This is a genomic window from Lactobacillus sp. B3795 (genome assembly GCF_026535805.1).
Lineage (GTDB): Bacteria > Bacillota > Bacilli > Lactobacillales > Lactobacillaceae > Apilactobacillus > Apilactobacillus kunkeei_C.
In genome coordinates, this window is the sequence record NZ_JAFNPE010000001.1 from 251,741 (window position 1) to 269,931 (window position 18,191).

Below are 18,191 nucleotides of genomic sequence, written 5' to 3' on the forward strand. Positions count from 1 at the left end.
GAAAACAATATCAAGTTTGTATTTATGAAGGAGATTTTATCAATGAAAGCTGCAGTAGTAAGAGACAACTCAGATGGATATGTAGATGTTAAAGATGTTCAACTTCGCCCAATTGAAAATGGTGAAGCTTTAGTTCAAGTTGAATACTGTGGTTTATGCCACACCGACTTACACGTTGCCAATGGAGACTTTGGTGACCAAGCTGGCCGTATTATCGGTCACGAAGGTGTAGGTAAAGTTATTCAAGTTGCCGATGATGTAGATAATCTAAAAATTGGTGATCGTGTATCAATCGCTTGGTTCTTCAAGGGATGCGGTCACTGTGAATACTGCCTAAGTGGTAGAGAAACATTATGTCGTGAAGTTAAGAATGCTGGTTTCACTGTTGACGGTGCTATGGCTGAACAAGTAATTGTTGATGCTAAGTACGCTGTTAAGGTTCCAGAAGGTTTGGACCCAATCGAAGCTACTTCACTAACTTGTGCCGGTGTTACTATGTACAAGGCACTAAAAGTTGGTCACACTAAGCCAGGTCAATGGGTTGAAATGGTAGGTGCCGGTGGTTTAGGTAACCTAGGTGTTCAATTCGCCAATAACGTTTTCGGTGCTAACGTTATCGCCGTTGCTCGTGGTAACAACCTAGAAAAGGCCGAAGAATTAGGTGCTAAGAAGGGTATCGACTACCGTTCTGAAAACCTATCAGAAAAGGTTAAGGAAGAAACTAACGGTGGTGCACACGTTTCAGTTATCACTGCTGTTAACCCAATCGCCTTTGATCAAGCTATCAATGCTTTACGTCCAGACGGTCACTTAGTTGCCGTTGCGCTACCAAAAGGTAACATGGACCTAAATATTGCCCAAACTGTATTAAACGGAATCCACGTTGAAGGTTCACTAGTTGGTACTAGAGAAGACCTACGTGAAACTTTCCAATTCGGTGCTGAAGGTAAGGTTAAGCCAATCGTTCACACTAGAAAGCTATCAGAAATCAACGATGTTATCGATGAAATGAAGAACGGTAAGATTGTTGGTAGAATGGTTATCGATTTTACTAAATAATTTTGAACTAATTAAAGCATTGTCTTTTGGACAATGCTTTTTTTGTACTAAAATAATGACATTAGGAGGTTTGGTTATGGCTAAATATATTTTTCATCCAAATGACATCAAAGAACTAAAGGAACATTATGATGTAGCAATCGTTGGTTCAGGTGCCACAGGATTAATTAGTGCAATTCAAGCTGCAGAACTGGGTCTAAAACCAGTCGTATTAGAAAAGATGGACAAGCTAGGCGGTAATTCTACCAGAGCTTCTTCTGGAATGAATGCTGCTGAAACTTCCGTTCAATTACAACACCATGTGGTAGATAGTTTCCAAGACTTCTACAACGATACATATATCGGTGGTGGCAAACAAAATAACGTTGATTTATTGAAATACTTTACTGAACATGCTGCGCTAACCGTTGATTGGTTAGCTCAACATGATATCAAACTAGATGACTTAACAATTACCGGTGCGATGAATACTAAACGTACACACCGCCCAAGTTCACAAGCTCCAATCGGGGCTTATCTAGTCACTAGTTTCCTACAAATCATTGAAAAGATGGGCATTGAAGTCTACAACAACGTCGATGTTACCAAGATTGATAAGTTCGGTTCCGACATATCAGGTGTCGAAGTCAAGGATGCAGACGGTAACGCGCACTCAATCAAGGCCAGTGCGGTCATTTTAGCTACCGGTGGTTTTGGTGCCAACAAGCAACTAATCGGTCAATACCGTGATGACTTGACCCATTACCGTACCACCAACCAAGAAGGAGCAACTGGGGATGGTTTGAAACTTGCCACCGATGTTGGTGCTGCCTTGGTCGATATGGACAAGATTCAAGTCCATCCAACCGTTCAACAAGACAATGATCACGCATTCTTGATTGGTGAAGCCATTCGTGGAGAAGGTGCCATCCTAGTAAACACCAAGGGTGAACGTTTCGTTAACGAATTGGACACCAGACAAAAGGTGACCGACGCAATCAACCAACAAGACACCAAGCATGCTTATTTAATCCTAGATGAAGAAGTCGTTAACCACGCTCAAGCAGTGAAGTTTTACGACTCCATGGGAATGGTGATTCATGGCGATACCATCGAAGAACTAGCCGGAAAGATTGGTGCAGATGAAAAGACATTGGAAGATACGATTGTTAAGTGGAATCAAGCTGTTGAAAGCGGTAAGGATGACTTAGGTCGTACCACTGGAATGAGTCATCAATTAACCCATCCAGATTACATGGCTATTCACATTGCGCCAGCAGTTCACTACACCATGGGTGGAATTAAGATTAACCACTTCACCCAAGTCCTAGATGACAACGATGACGTGATCAATGGTTTGTTTGCTGCCGGAGAAACATCCGGTGGTTTGCACGGTAACAACCGTATCGGTGGAAACTCAATCGCCGAAACAGTCGTCTTTGGACGACAAGCAGGCCAACAAGTTTTCAAGTATTTAAACAAATAAGATAGATAAAAATAAATAAAGGAGGTTTACATATGCACAGTGGAGAAATTGCAGAATGGGTCGCAGCGATTGCCGAAGCATCTTCAGTCGTAGTCGCATTATTCTTGCCGTACTATAACCAACATGTCGAAAATAAGCGTAAGTTACGTAACGTTAAAATGTTAATTCATCGAATGGGGAAACGTGCGATGAACGGGGATGAGGATGCGATGGAACATCTTCAAACCATTTTGACTACCGCCTACTTGAGAAACATGAATTCTAAGACAGAAGACGTCATTAATGACGGTCAACAAATTCTAGATATCATGAACATCAGCGATGGCAAACCTAACGCTGAACAAAAGAAGCAAATTAAAAAGTTGCTACACGAAATTGATGAAATCTAAAAAAGAAGCCGCATGGACGGCTTCTTTTTATTTATTGTAATATTGAACGTTTCTGTCGTTTAGTGCTTGGCAATCACGATTGTTTTTGCCAAATTGATCGATGAACCAATCGACTTGTTTGGGGCTCACCGTTAATTTTGAATTATCGATGACTAGCCATTCAATTCCTTCGGTTAAAGGTGGGGTGGTTAGTGATCCTTGATAATGAAAACCGGTGGCTAAACTTGAAATCCAATTGGTTAGTTTTAATGACACACTGTGGCGATTGCCTTCTTCAAAGTTATTGATGATATCTTGTAACTCAGAATTGGCATTACCTAAAGTAGGAAATACTGCCACCACAACGGTTTGGCCGATCTCGTTTTCATGAACAAGATGAATCTCAATCGGATTAACCATACCGTCGACGATATGCTCAGCGGGGGCATGGAAGTGCACCTGTTTGAACTTAAAGTCACGATTAAAGATGGTTGCATATCCCATTCCTGTCAAACGAATGGTAGTGTGGTCATCAATTTCTGTATTTAATTGGTAGAACTCATTGGCATGAATTGGCAGATAATCAGCAAAATGTTGACTGTCATGAGTTGATAGCATAATTGGTGATTGACGGTGACCAAAGTCATTCTCCCAATTATTTTGTTCACTATAATCTAACATATGATATGTATCTTCTTTCCATTAATAATATGAGTTTGCTTTTCTAGTATGTTAATATAACATACATGGTAATTAATACAACTCGGAGGAAATTATTGTGCAATTCACATGGCAAAATCAAGATGAACAAAATGCTGGTATCAAGAAGTTCTTAGGTGCCCATGGAGTCTCACATCGGATGTATAATGATGTTAAATCAACTGGGACAATTCTAGTGAATGGTAACGCAGTTGGCTTGGATTATAAGCTTGCCTTGGGCGATGAAGTGACGGTAATCTTTCCACCGGAAACAAGTGATGATGAGGTCGCATTTAGTGATGAACCCATCGATGTCATCTATGAAGATGATAATTGGCTGGTGGTGAACAAACCAGCAGGATTAACCAGTGTACCGGGACCATCTAATCGTGTCGATACGTTGGTCAACCGCATTAAGGGATATTTGAAAAAACAGGGTAGTACCGATTTAAGACCACATCTAATCACCCGTTTGGATCGTTTTACATCCGGCATCGTCTTGGTCGCCAAGAATCGTTTGGCCAATAGTCTAGCTAACCAGCAGGTGGCCCAACACAAGATAGATAAGATGTATTATGCTGTCGTTGCTGGTACTGGTTTAGACGACCACGGGATGGTTGATAAACCAATCGGTCGTGTCGGTGACAACTTTAGAAGAGAGGTTATCGAAGACGGTCAAAAGGCCAAGACCGAATACTGGAAGGTCGAAGAATTTGATGATGCCACATTAGTGCGTTTGAAACTCCACACTGGTCGAACTCATCAAATCAGAGTTCACATGACATCACTAGGGCATCCACTATTGGGGGATGAATTATATCAAGGCCCACTTGATAGGGGCATTGACCGCCAAGCACTTCACGCTTACTACTTACAGTTTGATGATGAATTAGCAAATCAAGTTCGTACTTTTGAAATTGAATTACCAGCGGATATGAAATCTGTGGTGAAGGAGGATCATAATGACTGAAAAAGCCAAATTAGTACATTGTATTGTCGATGATGCACAACTATATTCTGATGAAGGTTTCTACCTAGGAGACTTGGCTCAACCGATTTCCAATGCGGTCAAGGCTGATTATCCAGGAGCTAAGGTCACCAGTTTTATCTGTTCTCACCATCTATTGAAGTATCGAATGTCTAGGGTGGACTCATTAATCAACGCCGACTTAAAACAAAGTCAAAAGATTAATCGTAAACTAACCAAGGCACTCCAAAGCGATAACTATGAAATCAGAGATGTTAACGAAGCCTTACAACAAAGCCTAACCTTTGGTCAAAAGATTTCCGATGCGGTCGCTAGATTTGGTGGTAGTTGGACCTTTATCTTCATCTTTATCGTCATTTTGATTATTTGGATGGTCATTAATGGTTTGGCACTCTTCGGTGTCCACTTTGATCCATATCCATATATTCTATTGAACTTATTCTTGAGTTGTTTCTCAGCAATTCAAGCACCAATCATCATGATGAGTCAAAACCGTGCCGCTGAACGTGACCGTTTGCACTCAGAAAATGATTTTCATGTTAACTTAAAGTCAGAACATGAACTAAGAATTATTCACGCTAAGCTAGATCACTTAACTCAAAACCAATTGCCTCATGATTTGGAAGTTGAAAAACTACAATTACAAATCCTAGGTGAAGTTAGAAGTGAGCTAGCCAAGTTGCGTGACGAAAACACTAAATTAAAAGAAAAACTAAAACAACAGGAGAATCAATAATGGAAGATAACATTCAATTAGGTGCAGACGTCTTCAACAAGATGATGTTTGTGCTAGAAACACCAGTTACACAAGACAATCACAAGTACTACAAATTCATGGATCAAGAAATGCAAGAAATTGCCGACAACATCTGGGCAATGCCTGCATACATGAAGGAAGACGATGACTTCTCAATGTTCTTCATCATCACTGAAATCGAAAGTGGTGAAACAGTCGTAGCGTTCTCAGAAGGTAGTCTACAAGATGGTAACTTCTCATTAGGAGAACCAATGGTTTCTGGAAAGGGACTTAATATTTTAAACGAACATGATGAAAAAAGAGCGGCCTCAGTTCTTCATTTCTTAAACCAAATTTCCAAAGCAGCTGAAGGAAATTGGCGAATGATTGAGGACTAAAATCTTTCATTTTTAACGTGTTCTCAAGGTGCGTCATGATGGGTTTTATGAGAGTTTTCATAAAAGTCCATTTTTTTGTAAAAAAGTCTTTGCTTTTTGGAAAAATGGTGGTAATATTTTCTAGTCGCTAAAATGCTAAATATTTAAATCAAACACAAAAAGGGGGGCTTAGATCATGTTAATGAGAAGAGCACAAATCGAAGATTTTAACGCAATTGAACAAATTATTTTCGAAGGGAAGGAATTGCTTGCCAAACAGGGTGTGAACCAATGGCAAACAGGCTACCCAAATGCAGAATCATTAATGAACGACATCGTAAACGGATGGACTGTTGTACTTGAAGAAGATGGTGAAATCTTAGGCACAGCTGCCGTGATTGACGGACTAGACACTAGTTACGAAAATCTTGATGGTCAATGGTTGACTGACGGCCCTTACCTATCAATTCACCGCGTTGCAGTTTCCAACAGACACCACGGCAGAGGATTGGCTCAAAAGTTATTTGAAGGCATCTTCAATGCAGTGGAAAAAATGGACAACGTTCAAAGTGTTCGTATTGACACAAACCCACTTAACTTGGGCATGCAACATGTCATCAAGAAAGCTGGCTTTGTAGAAACCGGCAGAGTAGTTCCAATCTCTGCAACAGATCCATCAAACGTCGTAATGAACTACGCATACGAAAGAGTAATTAAACAACCAATGTTAATTGCCTAAGCTGATTTTTTTAAATCAGCTTTTTTTGTTTTCAGACAAAAGGTATAATGAAATTGAACAGAGGAGGTGTCATCATGCACGAACATGAACATAACGATGTTAACGCCATGTCGCAACGTCGTTTCTTTACAGTGACAATCTTAAACTCATTAATTACTTTAATTGAGTTTTTAGGGGGAGTTTTTTCAGGAAGTTTGTCACTATTATCAGATGCTTTTCACAATTTTGCGGATTCGGCATCAGTAGTCGGTAGTTATTATGCGCATCGAATTAGTCAAAGACCCCAAAATCAATTGAATACCTTTGGGTACAAGCGAGCTCAGATTATCTCAGCGTTTTTAAATTCACTATTTCTAGTGATTATCTCCGTTGTCTTAATCGTCGAAGGGGTGCAAAAACTATTTAAACCAGAACAGATTAACGGAAACTTAATGCTAATTGTTGCTGTGGTTTCGACAGTTGCTAATTTGTTATCCACACTACTACTAAGTCGTGGTTCAAAGCATAACCTAAACATTCGAGCTACATATCTACATCTATTGAGTGATACTTTAGCTTCACTTGGTGTTATCCTAGGTGGAATTTTAATTAAGTTATTCGATTGGGTGCTAGTCGATCCAATCATCACCATCATCGTGGCACTATACATTTCAGCTGAAGCATACCCAATCATCAAAAAGACCGTTAAGATTTTGATGCAGGGCTCACCAACGGTGGATTGCTATGCAATTCAAAAGGATATGATGAACATTGAAGGAATCACCGGAGTTCACCACGTTCACATCTGGTCGGTAGATGAAAACAGCATCGTATTCTCAGCCCACATTAACATGCAAGACATGCTAATTTCTGAGGCCGAAAAGATTTATGATCCGGTTGCCAAACTTTTACATGATAAGTACGGCATCGAACACGTTACACTTCAAGCCGAAGTGGAACGCGGGAAGAAAGAGGATTTATATCTCGATTCCAGAAACGATATTGATTAATCGATAAAATAAAAAAGACGCTTTTCAAAACGAAAAGAGTCTTTTTTGTTTTGAAAAACGGCCTTTTAAATTATACCCCGTGAGGAGCAGCTACAAATTGTCTGTCATACCACTCTTTCCAAGTGATTTCACTATTACCATTGGCGAAGTATTGCATATCTAATTCGCCCAATAACTTGGCATAGCTATGACTACAATAAATGATGGTGTCCTTAGCAGCATGTTCTAAAGATTCGAACTTGTTGCGATAGACCTCCTGATTGATTTGCCATAACATTGATTGGTCAGGAACCTGACTTAAAATCTCCATGTTTTGGCTTCTGTAACAACGAACATAAAATTCGCTGAATGACTTGATACTAATAACTTTGGCTTGTTCGCTAAGCTCATCGAAATGGAATAACTTTTCTCCCATAAAAACGCCTCACTTTCGTATCGTAGATATTAATATTTAATATCTCGCCCTAATTATATAATTTTCCCCGAAAAATAGAAATAAAAATGGTAAAATAGTATATAAAGTTGTAAGATACTCTTTAGTAGATTTGAATTTAGGAGACATGGATATAAAAATGACCCCAAAAAAAGAGGACTATTTAAAAATTATTTTTGAGCTAGGTGGAACCAAAGAAAAGGTATCCAACAAGAGGATTGCCATTAGTTTGGACATTGCACCAGGATCAGTTACTGAAATGGTTAACAAGCTATTAGATGAAGGATTAGTTGAACACGAACCATACTCTGGAGTGTCCTTAACTGACGACGGAATCAAGTTAGCTGAAGTCCTAGTTAGAAAACACCGTATTTGGGAAAGTTTTTTAGTAAACGAACTAGGATATCCACTTCCAGATGTTGATAAAGAAGCTGAAGTGTTGGAACATTCTACCAGTGGTAGATTGCTAGAAGCAATGTACAAAAAATTGGGGAACCCATCTCACTGTCCACATGGAGGAGTTATTCCAAACATGTCAGGACACTATAAAGAAGATAGCCATCGCCTATTAAATGATGCCGATGACGGCGAAACAGTTGTTGTTGACCGCTTCATCGATAATCACGACCTACTAACATATTTAGGCGACATTCAATTAGATATTGGCGACAAGCTTAAGGTAATTAAGCATTCACCATTTGAAGGACCGGTAACAGTCCAAAATCTAACTGATAATCAAGAAAGTGACATTAGCTACAAGGCTTCTCACTACGTATTTATAAGAAATGCTGATTAATTAAAAGACTGAATTGAAAAATTCAGTCTTTTTTATTATCATCATAATCAATGTTATAATTAGAAAAACATTAGATGACACGGAGGTGAGATGGTTGAACGAAAGACAAAGAAGTAAGTTAGTCGTTGAGACCTGTCTACTTGCTGGAAAGATTATGATTGAAAATGGATCTGAAATGGTCAGAGTCACCGATACCATTGATCGAATTTCAAGAAATGCCGGGGCTACCGAGGCTAGGGCGTACGTTACTTTGACTGGGATTATCATGTCAGCAACTCCTGACATGGGTTCGCAGGTCACAGCAATTGATAAAAGAACGTTTGATTTGGAGAAGGTATCAACGGTTAATGATTACTCTCGTCAGTTCGCTGATAAGAAAATCTCACTTGGTGAATTTTATCGCCGTTTAAAACGAATGGATAAGGATGTTAGACCATTCCCATTCTGGCTTCAAATGATTGGTGCTTTTATGGTTAGTTCCACTCTGGAAGTGGTATTTAGAAGTAACTACACCGATTTTTGGGCAGCCGGATTCGTTGGGATGTTGGGTTGGTGCATATATTGTTTGACCGATCACTACACGGACATTCGTTTCTTAAATGAATTTATTGCGGCGATTTGTATCGGCTTTATGTCGATTTTAATTATTCGAGCCGGCATCGCAAAGAGTGCCGATGATTTAATCATCGGGGGCTTGATGCCACTAGTTCCCGGAGTACCAATTACCAACGCGGTAAGAGATACGTTATCCGGTAACTTGGTATCGGGACCATCTAGAGGGATTGAAGCGATTATGAGCGCCTGTGCATTAGGCTTTGGTGTGGCAATGGCAATTAAGATTTTGGGGTGATTTATATTGGTAACCGTAATTGTTTATAGTGTGTGCGTTTATTTCGCCACCATCGGATTTGGTTTATTAATTAATCTACCCAGAAAAGCATTGAACATGGCCGGAATCGTTAGTTTGATTGGCTGGTTAGTCTTTCATACCGTCAACGTTCACATGGGCGGATACTTAGCCGCAGATATTTTAGGAACCTTCACTGTTGGAATATTGAGTATCTTCGCATCGCGCTACAAAAAGATGCCAGTTATTATTTTCAACATTCCAGCGTTGGTGCCACTAGTTCCCGGGGGACAGGCTTATCAAGTTATGAAGTGTCTAGCAATAGGTAACTATGCGCTAGCCAAGTCCAACTTGATCCAACTCATCTTCATCGCTGGTGGAATCGCATCAGGTTTCTTGTTTGCGGAATTTTTAAACCAACTATACCTAAGATTGAAAACATATTTGAGAACAAAAAAAGCAACGAGATAATCTCGTTGCTTTTTATTTTGCGTTTTATCCGAAGAAGAAACTGATGATTAAAACGATTAGAACGAATGTGGTAATCCAAACGTATAGCATATCCTTTTCCTTGTAGAAGGAATAGATTGATACGATTACTCGTAATACGGGAGTAAGGATTAGACAGAAGATTCCAAGCATCATAATCGCATATGGCTTTAATGTCGCAATCCCACTAAAGATTGCTTTGAAAGTAGTAGGGAAGGCGTCGTGAGCATATCCAGATTTACCGGTGATTAGAAGTAATAGTAGACCAATAATCATGATGGTAGCTGAGATGACAACACCGACACGTAAAATCTTTCCGATTACTAATTCGATACGATTCATTTCTTCTTTAGTTGCTGGTTGTTGTGTATTCATGATCTAACCTCCTAGAATCCTTTGTATAACATGCTACATGCGATGTAGAACATGATAGGGACAAAGATAATACGAATCCATCTAGCAGGAAGCACTTGCATGATGCGAGAACCAATTGTCGCACCGACTAGAATTCCTAGTGCTAATGGCACGGCAACTTGTGGCAAGATTGAACCGTTGAAGAAGTAAACAGTTGCTGAAGCAGCTGCGGTAACTCCCATCATTAGGTTACTAGTTGCACTTGATGGTTTTAAAGGCATCTTCATGAAGGTATCCATAGCGATTACCTTGAAAGCACCTGAACCAATTCCTAGCAGACCGGAAGCAAGACCGGCACCAAACATTACGGATAGACCACCGGGGATGTTTTCCACCTTGTAGTCGATTTGTTTCTTTTCAGCCTTATCGTAGTAACTTGAGTTAAGACGAAGTTTTTCAGCTAATTTATCATCTTTGGTGCTTAGATTGGACTTGTTTTTGTTCAATAATTTCTTGACCATATTAAATGCTGAGAATAGTAGTAATAGTCCAAATAGTATGTAAAGGTATTTAGGCTCTAGAATTCCTGTAAGTAAGGCCCCAGATAGTGCACCAATAGTAGTGGCAATTTCTAAAAACATTGCAACACGTAAGTTTAAAACTTCATCTTTTAGATAAGCGATAGTAGATCCAGAACTAGTGGCGATAACCACAACGATACTGGCCCCAATGGCGTATTTAATATCTAAATGGAAGAAGAGTGTTAGGACGGGGGTGACGATAATTCCACCACCCAATCCTAGGACAGCGCCACCGATACCCGCTAGGACACCGATGACAATCATTAGAATGACTGTTTCAATCATTTATAGCTCCTCCTAAAATTATAAATTACTTAATATTATAACAATTATTAGTTTCATTGCACCTATTCCAAGTTCTAAAATTAGAAAATACCCTTAAGAATAGCGTTAGCTGTGGTATAATGGCATTAAAAAGTGATTAGGAGGATCGATGCATTATGATCATCGATAAGGATTACACCCGCGGCATTAGACTTTTCGTTGGGTTAGTTTTATCATTATTTATTACTGCATCGGTAATGATTGACTCAGGGTACCTAAGATTTCTTGACTCAATCTTTATCGGTCAAATCCAAAAAACTACTGGCGGATTGAAGGATACAATCATGCACATGGCTACCACTTTAGCTAGTCCCAAGATGGATATCATCTGGATTTTCGTTTTGGCATTCTTTATGTGGGGATTCAAGTTTAAGCTTCAAGCTCTATGGGGAATCTTTACTTTAGCTGGTGCTGACGTAATTGGATTCATCGTTAAAAACATTGTTAGACGTGATCGTCCAGTATTCCACAGCGCATCTGATACCGGATTTAGTTTCCCAAGTGGACACGTATTAGGTATCTTCATCGTCATCGCGGTTGTATGGATTGTCATTCTTCCACATATCCAAAGTAACTTAATCAGAAGATTACTATATGTACTAACATTCCTATTTGTACTATTGGTAATGGTATCTAGAATTTATCTAAATGCCCATTTCCCAACCGACACTGTTGGTGCCGTAGTTATTGGTTACACTTGGGTACAAGTATCTGAAATGTTATATGTAAGATATGCGCCAAGATTAAAACAACACTGGCGTCCAGTTTTACATTCATACCTATAATAAAAAAGAACTGATGAAATTCATCAGTTCTTTTATTTTGCCCAGATTTCGTCTAACCAGGTGATGGCAAGGTCAAACCACTTGGCGACGCGGGCATTATTGGAGTCTTCATTCCAGGATGTAATGTTATTGGCGAGTCCCATTCCGTGAGGACCGTGGTGGAAAATGTGTAATTCATTATCCACATTGTATTCGTTTAACTTGATGGAATACTTAAGGGCGTTTTCCACAGGAACGAATGGATCGTCAGCCGTATGCCAGATAAATGTTGGCATGTTTTTAGCCGAGACGTGTTCGTCAGCCTTTACTTGTTGGTCGTCTGATACCCAGTTTAGGATGCTTTCCTTATCCTTGGGGAAACCATAGGTTAAGTTAGTCACAGGGTAGCTTAGGATAACTGCGTTTGGTTTTAAAATATCGGAGTTATCCACACCGGCTAGTTTTTGCATCCAATCGGTATGATAAAAGTCATTGTAAAGACTACAGATATGACCACCAATCGAGAATCCGGCAATCACGATGCGGTTTTCATCAATATTGAATTCGTTGGCATGTTCTCGAATGTATTTAATGCTGTTGGCCAATTCCTCTAGTGGATTGGGCATTAGTGGCATTGCTTCTTGTTCGAATGTGTATCTTAGATAGAAACTTTGGTAACCGTTGGCACTAAAATTAAGTGCGAAGCTTTCTGCTTGGTGGAGTGAAATGTGGGTGTAAGATCCACCGGGAATGACGATTACGGCAGGATATTTGTATTGATTAGTTTGCACATCTGCGGATTTAAGATATCCTTGAAGAAAAGCGTTTGAGTTTTGACGAATCGATTCTCTGATGATTCTCATGTAAGCACCTCTCAAATATGTTTTACATATATTTTAACGCAAGGAGATAATGATTGTGGATAAAAAGAATAATTCACCAAAAAAAGAAGTGGTAGTCACCGAATTACGCACAGATGACTTTGCTGACTATTATGAAATGATGCGCGATGAACAACTAGCTAAAAAGACCGGTTTTGAGCCGGTTAACGATGAAAGAAAGGCTCATATGCTGTTCGAATCCGAAAATGATACCAATAAAACCTACGCAATTCGACTTATCAACGGTGGAAAACTAATTGGGATTATCAATATTTTTCCGGAAATTGGGGATAACTTCGAACCGGATTACGAAAATATCGAATTAGGTTACTTTATTAACACAAGTTATCAACAGCGTGGATACATGACCTATGCATTGGGTGAAGTTTTAAATCACCTAAAGGCACCCGTAAAGGTGGTTGAAGCAACGGTTGAAGCCCGTAATTTACCTTCACAAAAAGTTTTACACAGTTTAGGTTTTGCACAGGTGGATGAATACGATAACAATCTCGTTTTTGAAATGAAAGTAAAATAGTATTGTAATCAAGTCCACATTAATATATAATATTCTAGAAATCTAAGAAGAGGCGCAGCTGACATTAGTAGCCATCATGAGTCGATAAAGCGACTATGATTGAGGGTGAAAGGGGATGCCTGCCGAAACGACCGTTTCCTTTATGAGACGAAGTTGTTGGGTTCTAGCTTAATAGGCTAGAGACTGTCGTGGTTAATTCCACGGAGTGCTTTGTGATCAATAATTAAAAGAAATTATTATGGTCTCTTCTTGTGTTTACAGGAAGGGACTTTTTTAGTTATTATCGGCACCTCTTAGAAATACTTATAGAGGGTGAAATACATCATGAGTGAAAACTCAAATAATCATGTAAAGAGAGGCTTGAAGACTAGACACGTTTCTATGATTGCCTTAGGTGGTTCAATCGGTACCGGTCTATTCGTTGCCTCTGGTTCAGTTATTAGTCAAGCTGGACCTGGTGGAGCATTAGTTGCTTACTTATTAATGGGACTAATGGTTTACTTTTTAATGACCAGTTTAGGTGAAATGGCAACCAACACACCTATCTCAGGTTCATTCGCGGCTTACGCAGGTAAGTACGTCGACCCAGCTCTTGGTTTTGCCATGGGTTGGAACTACTGGTTCAACTGGGCCATTACCGTTGCCGTTGATATCTCAACTGCAGCTTTAGTAATGAAGTTCTGGTTACCACACATGCCAGGTTGGATTTTCAGTGCGATTACCTTAGCACTAATCCTTTGTGTGAACGCATTATCAGTTAAGTCATTCGGTGAAACAGAATTCTGGATGTCATTGATCAAGGTTATTACAATCTTTATCTTCCTAGCTGTTGGTGTTTTAACTATTTTCGGTATCATGGGTGGCCACTACATTGGTCTATCTAACTTCACTTACAAGCAAGCACCATTCGTTGGTGGTCTTCCAATGATCTTAGCGGTATTCGTTGTCGCTGGTTTCTCATTCCAAGGAACTGAATTGGTTGGTATTACTGCTGGTGAATCAGATAACCCAAGACAAGCCGTTCCACGTGCCATCAAGGATGTTTTCTGGAGAATTATCTTATTCTACATCCTAGCAATCTTCGTAATTGGTGCAATCATTCCTTACACTAGTCCTGATCTATTAGGTTCAAGTGCTACCGATGTTGCAATTAGTCCATTTACAATTGTATTCAAGCGTGCCGGCCTAGCAGCCGCTGCTTCCGTTATGAACGCTGTTATCTTAACTTCAGTTATCTCATCAGCTAACTCTGGAATGTATGCTTCAACTAGAATGCTTTACTCAATGGCTCACCAAGGATTCGCTCCTAAGTCAATGGGTAAGACTAACCGTCGTGGTATTCCAATTGGTGCGCTAGCAGTTACCACTGTGATTGCTTTACTTACTTTCATTACAAGTATCGAAGGACCACAAATTTACCTATGGTTAGTTGCCGCTTCAGGTCTTACTGGTTTTATCGCCTGGGTCGGAATTGCACTATCACATTACCGTTTCAGAAGAGCCTTCATCAAGCAAGGCCATTCACTAGACGAATTGAAGTACCATGCTACTTGGTTCCCAATTGGACCAATCATTACTTTAATTCTATGTATCCTAGTTATCTGTGGTCAAAACGTAACCTCATTTGCTAACTGGGATTGGGAACAAATCGGAATTACTTACATCTCAGTACCACTTGTATTAATCCTATACATTGGTTACAAGATTAAGCACAAGACCCATCTAATTCCTTTAGACAAGGTTGATGTATCTCCTTCTGATTTAAGAGATGAAGAAAAATAATATAATGAAGATGCCGTTTTGACGGCATCTTTTTTGTTTGCCATCAATTTCTTCATATTCAAAACGACTTGAATGTATTAAAATAGTATATTAGAAAACGAAATTAAGGAGATTATTATGATAGTACTTGCTGGAACCATTGGAGCCGGAAAAACCTCTTTAACTAAGATCCTATCTGCTCATCTTGATTCAACTGGGTATTACGAATCAGTAGACGATAACGAAATTCTTCCATTGTTTTACAAGGATCCTAAGAAGTATGCATTCTTATTGCAAATCTATTTCTTAAATACCCGTCTAAACAATATTGAAAAGGCCCACAACGAAAAGTTAAGCGTTATGGACCGTTCTATCTACGAAGATTCATTACTATTTAGATTGAATGCGGATATGAAACGTGCCACTTCAACTGAAGCTGATATCTACGATTCATTGTTGGAAAATATGATGGAAGAAATTCCTGGTTCATTGAACCAAAAGAATCCTGACTTATTAATCCACATCAACATTTCATTCGATACCATGTTAAAACGAATCAAAAAACGTGGTAGAAGTTACGAGCAAGTGGATAAAGATCCAGAACTATACAATTATTACCAAGACTTAAATAGTCGTTACAACGATTGGTATGACAACTACGACTTATCTCCTAAGATGCAAATCGACGGGGACAAGTTTGACTTTATCGAAAACGATGAAGACTTAGCAGTAGTTCTAAAACAAATTGACGAAAAAATTGCTGAATTGAACTTAAAATAGTTGCCAATCACATTTTTTTATAATATTATTGAGTCAACAAATAAACGCAAGGTATGTTTTTAAGTAGACAACAAAGAGATGCAATGGTTGGTGTGAATTGCAAGTCGAAATTCCGGCATACGCAAAAGCGGGTAGGTAATGCTACACGGCAGGTGACCGTTATCTCCAAACGAGTGTTTAGCATGTGCTAAGAACTTGGGTGGTACCGCGAAAAGAAGACCTTCGTCCCAATGGATGGAGGTCTTCTTTTTTATTTGCAAAATTGGAGGTATTTACTATGTTAGATATGAAAATGATTCGTCAAAACGCTGACTGGGTTAAGGAAAAGTTAGCTACTAGAAATATCAAAGCTGAAACAATCGATGAACTATTAGGTTACGATGAAAAGCGTCGTGAACTAATCGTAAAAAGTGAAGGATTAAAAGCTAAGAAGAATGAAGTATCAAAGAAGATTGCGGAAGCAAAGCGTAACAAGGAAGACGCTGCTGATGCCATTGCTGAAATGCAACAAGTAGGTAAGGAAGTTAAGGAATTAGATGAACAACTTGAAAAGGTTGAACAAGATCAACAAGACTTGGCTGCACACTTACCAAACATTCCAGCCGATGACGTTCCAGTTAGTTTAACTGAAGAAGGTGCCGTTGAACTAAGAAAATACGGTGAACCTCGTAAGTTTGACTTCGAACCAAAACATCACTGGGACCTAGGTGAAAAACTAGGCATCTTAGACTTCGAAGCAAGTGCTAAGGTTGCTGGTAGTCGTTTTGTTTACTACATGGGTGCAGGTGCACAACTAGAACGTGCCATCTACAACTTCTACTTAGACCAAAACGCTAAGGCTGGTTACAAGGAAGTATTACCACCATACATGGTGAACTCAGCATCAATGTTTGGTACTGGTCAATTCCCTAAGTTTAAGGAAACAAAGGCCGGTTTCGAAATCGCTGACAGTGATTTAACAATGATTCCTACTGCCGAAGTACCATTGGTAAACTACTACAGAGATGAAGTAATGGATGCAGACAAACTCCCAGTTAAGTTCACTGCACTATCACCAGCATTTAGATCAGAAGCTGGTAGTGCCGGAAGAGATACTAGAGGTTTAATTCGTTTACACCAATTCAATAAGGTAGAAATGGTTCAATTCACTAAGCCTGAACAATCATGGGATGCACTAGAAAGCATCACTGCCCATGCAGAAGACCTATTGAAGATGTTAGGTATTCCATACCACGTAATTACACTAACTACTAGTGACATGAGTTTCACTGCTGCAATGACTCATGACATCGAAGTATGGATGCCAGCACAAGGTCGTTACCGTGAAATCTCAAGTTGTTCAAACACAACCGATTTCCAAGCACGTCGTGCACACATCCAATACAGGGATGAAAACGGCAAGCTACAATACGTTCACACTCTAAACGGTTCTGGTTTAGCTGTTGGTAGAACTGTAGCTGCTATCCTAGAAAACTTCCAAAATGAAGATGGATCAATCAACATTCCAGAAGTACTACAACCATACATGGGTGGTAAGACTAAGATTGAAAAAGAAGACTAATTGAATAGTTATAACTAAAGCGATAATCTAAAGATTGTCGCTTTTTTATTTTTTTAAAAAAAGGGGTAGACAGACAGCAGAAATTTAGATATAATATTTTTTGTTGAGTTAAAGAGAACGGCTCAGAAGCGAGTCATATCAACAATTAAGTAAAATTTCTTGTTGACATTGCTTGTTAGAAATGATATTATTAAATAGTTGTCTTGTTAAGAGATAACTTGAAAGACCTCATGGAGGATTAGCTCAGTTGGGAGAGCATCTGCCTTACAAGCAGGAGGTCACAGGTTCGAGCCCTGTATCCTCCATATGAGCCGTTAGCTCAGCCGGTAGAGCATCTGACTTTTAATCAGAGGGTCGGCAGTTCGAACCTGCCACGGCTCATTGGCTCTATGCCATATACATTTTAATATAATCATGCGGGCGTGGCGGAACTGGCAGACGCGCTAGATTTAGGTTCTAGTTTCCTTATGGAAGTGGGGGTTCGAATCCCTTCGCCCGCATTTGCAATTTGCATAATTGCTGCCGACTTAGCTCAGTTGGCTAGAGCGCTTCACTAGTAATGAAGAGGTCGGGTGTTCGAATCATCTAGTCGGCATTATGCGGAAGTAGTTCAGTGGTAGAACATCACCTTGCCATGGTGGGGGTCGCGGGTTCGAATCCCGTCT

General features: G+C 39.6%; 21 protein-coding genes, 4 tRNA genes and 1 riboswitch. Of the genes, 20 read left to right on the forward strand and 5 right to left on the reverse strand.

Annotation, left to right across the window (positions count from 1 at the left end; translation table 11 throughout):
- Positions 1-42 precede the first annotated feature (42 nt).
- The 3 genes from adhP (at position 43) to J3U50_RS01200 (ending at position 2,913) form a co-directional block, all read left to right on the forward strand.
- The gene (gene adhP / locus J3U50_RS01190) at positions 43-1,059 is read left to right on the forward strand and encodes an alcohol dehydrogenase AdhP (RefSeq protein ID WP_054608341.1); all 1,017 of its coding nucleotides are present in this window, start codon (positions 43-45) and stop codon (positions 1,057-1,059) included.
- A gap of 76 nt (positions 1,060-1,135) precedes the next feature.
- The gene (locus tag J3U50_RS01195; RefSeq protein ID WP_301945418.1) at positions 1,136-2,524 is read left to right on the forward strand and encodes a flavocytochrome c; all 1,389 of its coding nucleotides are present in this window, start codon (positions 1,136-1,138) and stop codon (positions 2,522-2,524) included.
- Positions 2,525-2,556: 32 nt separating this feature from the next.
- Positions 2,557-2,913: a hypothetical protein gene (locus tag J3U50_RS01200; RefSeq protein ID WP_301945419.1), complete on the forward strand. Its 357-nt coding sequence runs from the start codon at positions 2,557-2,559 to the stop codon at positions 2,911-2,913.
- Between the two features lie 27 nt (positions 2,914-2,940).
- Here J3U50_RS01200 and J3U50_RS01205 read toward each other — a convergent pair whose 3' ends face one another.
- The gene (locus tag J3U50_RS01205; RefSeq protein WP_301945420.1) at positions 2,941-3,573 is read right to left on the reverse strand and encodes a carbonic anhydrase family protein; all 633 of its coding nucleotides are present in this window, start codon (positions 3,571-3,573) and stop codon (positions 2,941-2,943) included.
- Positions 3,574-3,670: 97 nt separating this feature from the next.
- Here J3U50_RS01205 and J3U50_RS01210 point away from each other — a divergent pair, with 97 nt between their 5' ends.
- The 5 genes from J3U50_RS01210 (at position 3,671) to J3U50_RS01230 (ending at position 7,420) form a co-directional block, all read left to right on the forward strand.
- A complete protein-coding gene (locus J3U50_RS01210; protein ID WP_301945421.1) occupies positions 3,671-4,561 on the forward strand; it encodes an RluA family pseudouridine synthase in 891 nt (296 codons plus the stop codon).
- Entirely contained in the window at positions 4,554-5,315 is a 762-nt protein-coding gene (locus J3U50_RS01215) for a DUF1003 domain-containing protein (protein ID WP_053791948.1), read from the forward strand. The genes J3U50_RS01210 and J3U50_RS01215 overlap by 8 nt, the downstream gene beginning before the upstream one ends.
- Entirely contained in the window at positions 5,315-5,713 is a 399-nt protein-coding gene (locus J3U50_RS01220; RefSeq protein WP_034535177.1) for a hypothetical protein, read from the forward strand. The genes J3U50_RS01215 and J3U50_RS01220 overlap by 1 nt, the downstream gene beginning before the upstream one ends.
- Before the next feature lie 175 nt (positions 5,714-5,888).
- Positions 5,889-6,431, forward strand: a complete 543-nt coding sequence (locus J3U50_RS01225) for a GNAT family N-acetyltransferase (protein WP_034531473.1) — start codon at positions 5,889-5,891, stop codon at positions 6,429-6,431.
- A 74-nt stretch (positions 6,432-6,505) separates the two neighbouring features.
- Positions 6,506-7,420, forward strand: a complete 915-nt coding sequence (locus tag J3U50_RS01230) for a cation diffusion facilitator family transporter (protein ID WP_054608335.1) — start codon at positions 6,506-6,508, stop codon at positions 7,418-7,420.
- Between the two features lie 70 nt (positions 7,421-7,490).
- Here J3U50_RS01230 and J3U50_RS01235 read toward each other — a convergent pair whose 3' ends face one another.
- On the reverse strand, positions 7,491-7,835 hold the full coding sequence (locus J3U50_RS01235) for a hypothetical protein (RefSeq protein WP_054608332.1): 345 nt from the start codon (positions 7,833-7,835) through the stop codon (positions 7,491-7,493).
- 157 nt (positions 7,836-7,992) lie between these two features.
- Here J3U50_RS01235 and J3U50_RS01240 point away from each other — a divergent pair, with 157 nt between their 5' ends.
- The 3 genes from J3U50_RS01240 to J3U50_RS01250 all read left to right on the forward strand — a co-directional run bounded on the left by J3U50_RS01240 (position 7,993) and on the right by J3U50_RS01250 (position 9,967).
- A complete protein-coding gene (locus J3U50_RS01240; protein ID WP_034531476.1) occupies positions 7,993-8,649 on the forward strand; it encodes a metal-dependent transcriptional regulator in 657 nt (218 codons plus the stop codon).
- Positions 8,650-8,734: 85 nt separating this feature from the next.
- A complete protein-coding gene (locus J3U50_RS01245; RefSeq protein ID WP_191978843.1) occupies positions 8,735-9,499 on the forward strand; it encodes a threonine/serine exporter family protein in 765 nt (254 codons plus the stop codon).
- A gap of 6 nt (positions 9,500-9,505) precedes the next feature.
- Entirely contained in the window at positions 9,506-9,967 is a 462-nt protein-coding gene (locus J3U50_RS01250) for a threonine/serine exporter family protein (protein WP_301945422.1), read from the forward strand.
- A 24-nt stretch (positions 9,968-9,991) separates the two neighbouring features.
- On the opposite strand, the gene J3U50_RS01255 is transcribed toward J3U50_RS01250, so the two are convergent.
- The gene (locus J3U50_RS01255) at positions 9,992-10,360 is read right to left on the reverse strand and encodes a DUF1634 domain-containing protein (protein ID WP_034531479.1); all 369 of its coding nucleotides are present in this window, start codon (positions 10,358-10,360) and stop codon (positions 9,992-9,994) included.
- Between the two features lie 11 nt (positions 10,361-10,371).
- Positions 10,372-11,205 carry a sulfite exporter TauE/SafE family protein gene (locus tag J3U50_RS01260; RefSeq protein WP_053795701.1) on the reverse strand — a complete coding sequence of 278 codons (834 nt, stop codon included), beginning with the start codon at positions 11,203-11,205 and terminating at the stop codon, positions 10,372-10,374.
- Between the two features lie 155 nt (positions 11,206-11,360).
- On the opposite strand from J3U50_RS01260, the gene J3U50_RS01265 reads away from it, so the two are divergent.
- Complete coding sequence (locus J3U50_RS01265) at positions 11,361-12,029, forward strand: phosphatase PAP2 family protein (RefSeq protein WP_054608330.1); 669 nt, start codon at positions 11,361-11,363, stop codon at positions 12,027-12,029.
- Positions 12,030-12,061: 32 nt separating this feature from the next.
- On the opposite strand, the gene J3U50_RS01270 is transcribed toward J3U50_RS01265, so the two are convergent.
- Positions 12,062-12,871, reverse strand: a complete 810-nt coding sequence (locus tag J3U50_RS01270) for an alpha/beta hydrolase (RefSeq protein WP_301945423.1) — start codon at positions 12,869-12,871, stop codon at positions 12,062-12,064.
- 55 nt (positions 12,872-12,926) lie between these two features.
- Between J3U50_RS01270 and J3U50_RS01275 the strand changes: the two genes are divergently transcribed.
- From J3U50_RS01275 to J3U50_RS01310, 8 genes are all read left to right on the forward strand, one after another.
- A complete protein-coding gene (locus tag J3U50_RS01275) occupies positions 12,927-13,424 on the forward strand; it encodes a GNAT family N-acetyltransferase (protein WP_301945424.1) in 498 nt (165 codons plus the stop codon).
- A gap of 39 nt (positions 13,425-13,463) precedes the next feature.
- A riboswitch (Lysine riboswitch) is annotated at positions 13,464-13,643 on the forward strand.
- A 105-nt stretch (positions 13,644-13,748) separates the two neighbouring features.
- Complete coding sequence (locus tag J3U50_RS01280) at positions 13,749-15,206, forward strand: amino acid permease (RefSeq protein ID WP_301945425.1); 1,458 nt, start codon at positions 13,749-13,751, stop codon at positions 15,204-15,206.
- A gap of 117 nt (positions 15,207-15,323) precedes the next feature.
- Positions 15,324-15,965: a deoxynucleoside kinase gene (locus J3U50_RS01285; protein ID WP_301945426.1), complete on the forward strand. Its 642-nt coding sequence runs from the start codon at positions 15,324-15,326 to the stop codon at positions 15,963-15,965.
- A 277-nt stretch (positions 15,966-16,242) separates the two neighbouring features.
- Positions 16,243-17,526 carry a serine--tRNA ligase gene (gene serS / locus J3U50_RS01290; RefSeq protein WP_034531486.1) on the forward strand — a complete coding sequence of 428 codons (1,284 nt, stop codon included), beginning with the start codon at positions 16,243-16,245 and terminating at the stop codon, positions 17,524-17,526.
- 232 nt (positions 17,527-17,758) lie between these two features.
- Positions 17,759-17,831: transfer RNA gene (locus tag J3U50_RS01295), tRNA-Val, on the forward strand.
- A 3-nt stretch (positions 17,832-17,834) separates the two neighbouring features.
- Positions 17,835-17,907 (forward strand) — tRNA-Lys (locus J3U50_RS01300).
- 35 nt (positions 17,908-17,942) lie between these two features.
- Positions 17,943-18,026, forward strand: a tRNA-Leu gene (locus J3U50_RS01305).
- A gap of 21 nt (positions 18,027-18,047) precedes the next feature.
- A tRNA-Thr gene (locus J3U50_RS01310) sits at positions 18,048-18,121 on the forward strand.
- Positions 18,122-18,191 lie beyond the last annotated feature (70 nt).

Bases quoted from the DNA above. Each gene is read 5' to 3' on its own strand.
- adhP (WP_054608341.1), top strand. From the start codon at position 43: ATGAAAGCTGCAGTAGTAAGAGACAACTCAGATGGATATGTAGATGTT.
- J3U50_RS01220 (WP_034535177.1), top strand. From the start codon at position 5,315: ATGGAAGATAACATTCAATTAGGTGCAGACGTCTTCAACAAGATGATG.
- J3U50_RS01285 (WP_301945426.1), top strand. From the start codon at position 15,324: ATGATAGTACTTGCTGGAACCATTGGAGCCGGAAAAACCTCTTTAACT.
- J3U50_RS01280 (WP_301945425.1), top strand. From the start codon at position 13,749: ATGAGTGAAAACTCAAATAATCATGTAAAGAGAGGCTTGAAGACTAGA.
- J3U50_RS01240 (WP_034531476.1), top strand. From the start codon at position 7,993: ATGACCCCAAAAAAAGAGGACTATTTAAAAATTATTTTTGAGCTAGGT.
- J3U50_RS01195 (WP_301945418.1), top strand. From the start codon at position 1,136: ATGGCTAAATATATTTTTCATCCAAATGACATCAAAGAACTAAAGGAA.
- J3U50_RS01255 (WP_034531479.1), bottom strand. From the start codon at position 10,360: ATGAATACACAACAACCAGCAACTAAAGAAGAAATGAATCGTATCGAA.
- serS (WP_034531486.1), top strand. From the start codon at position 16,243: ATGTTAGATATGAAAATGATTCGTCAAAACGCTGACTGGGTTAAGGAA.
- J3U50_RS01265 (WP_054608330.1), top strand. From the start codon at position 11,361: ATGATCATCGATAAGGATTACACCCGCGGCATTAGACTTTTCGTTGGG.
- J3U50_RS01225 (WP_034531473.1), top strand. From the start codon at position 5,889: ATGTTAATGAGAAGAGCACAAATCGAAGATTTTAACGCAATTGAACAA.
- J3U50_RS01230 (WP_054608335.1), top strand. From the start codon at position 6,506: ATGCACGAACATGAACATAACGATGTTAACGCCATGTCGCAACGTCGT.
- J3U50_RS01235 (WP_054608332.1), bottom strand. From the start codon at position 7,835: ATGGGAGAAAAGTTATTCCATTTCGATGAGCTTAGCGAACAAGCCAAA.
- J3U50_RS01200 (WP_301945419.1), top strand. From the start codon at position 2,557: ATGCACAGTGGAGAAATTGCAGAATGGGTCGCAGCGATTGCCGAAGCA.
- J3U50_RS01270 (WP_301945423.1), bottom strand. From the start codon at position 12,871: ATGAGAATCATCAGAGAATCGATTCGTCAAAACTCAAACGCTTTTCTT.
- J3U50_RS01205 (WP_301945420.1), bottom strand. From the start codon at position 3,573: ATGTTAGATTATAGTGAACAAAATAATTGGGAGAATGACTTTGGTCAC.
- J3U50_RS01215 (WP_053791948.1), top strand. From the start codon at position 4,554: ATGACTGAAAAAGCCAAATTAGTACATTGTATTGTCGATGATGCACAA.
- J3U50_RS01260 (WP_053795701.1), bottom strand. From the start codon at position 11,205: ATGATTGAAACAGTCATTCTAATGATTGTCATCGGTGTCCTAGCGGGT.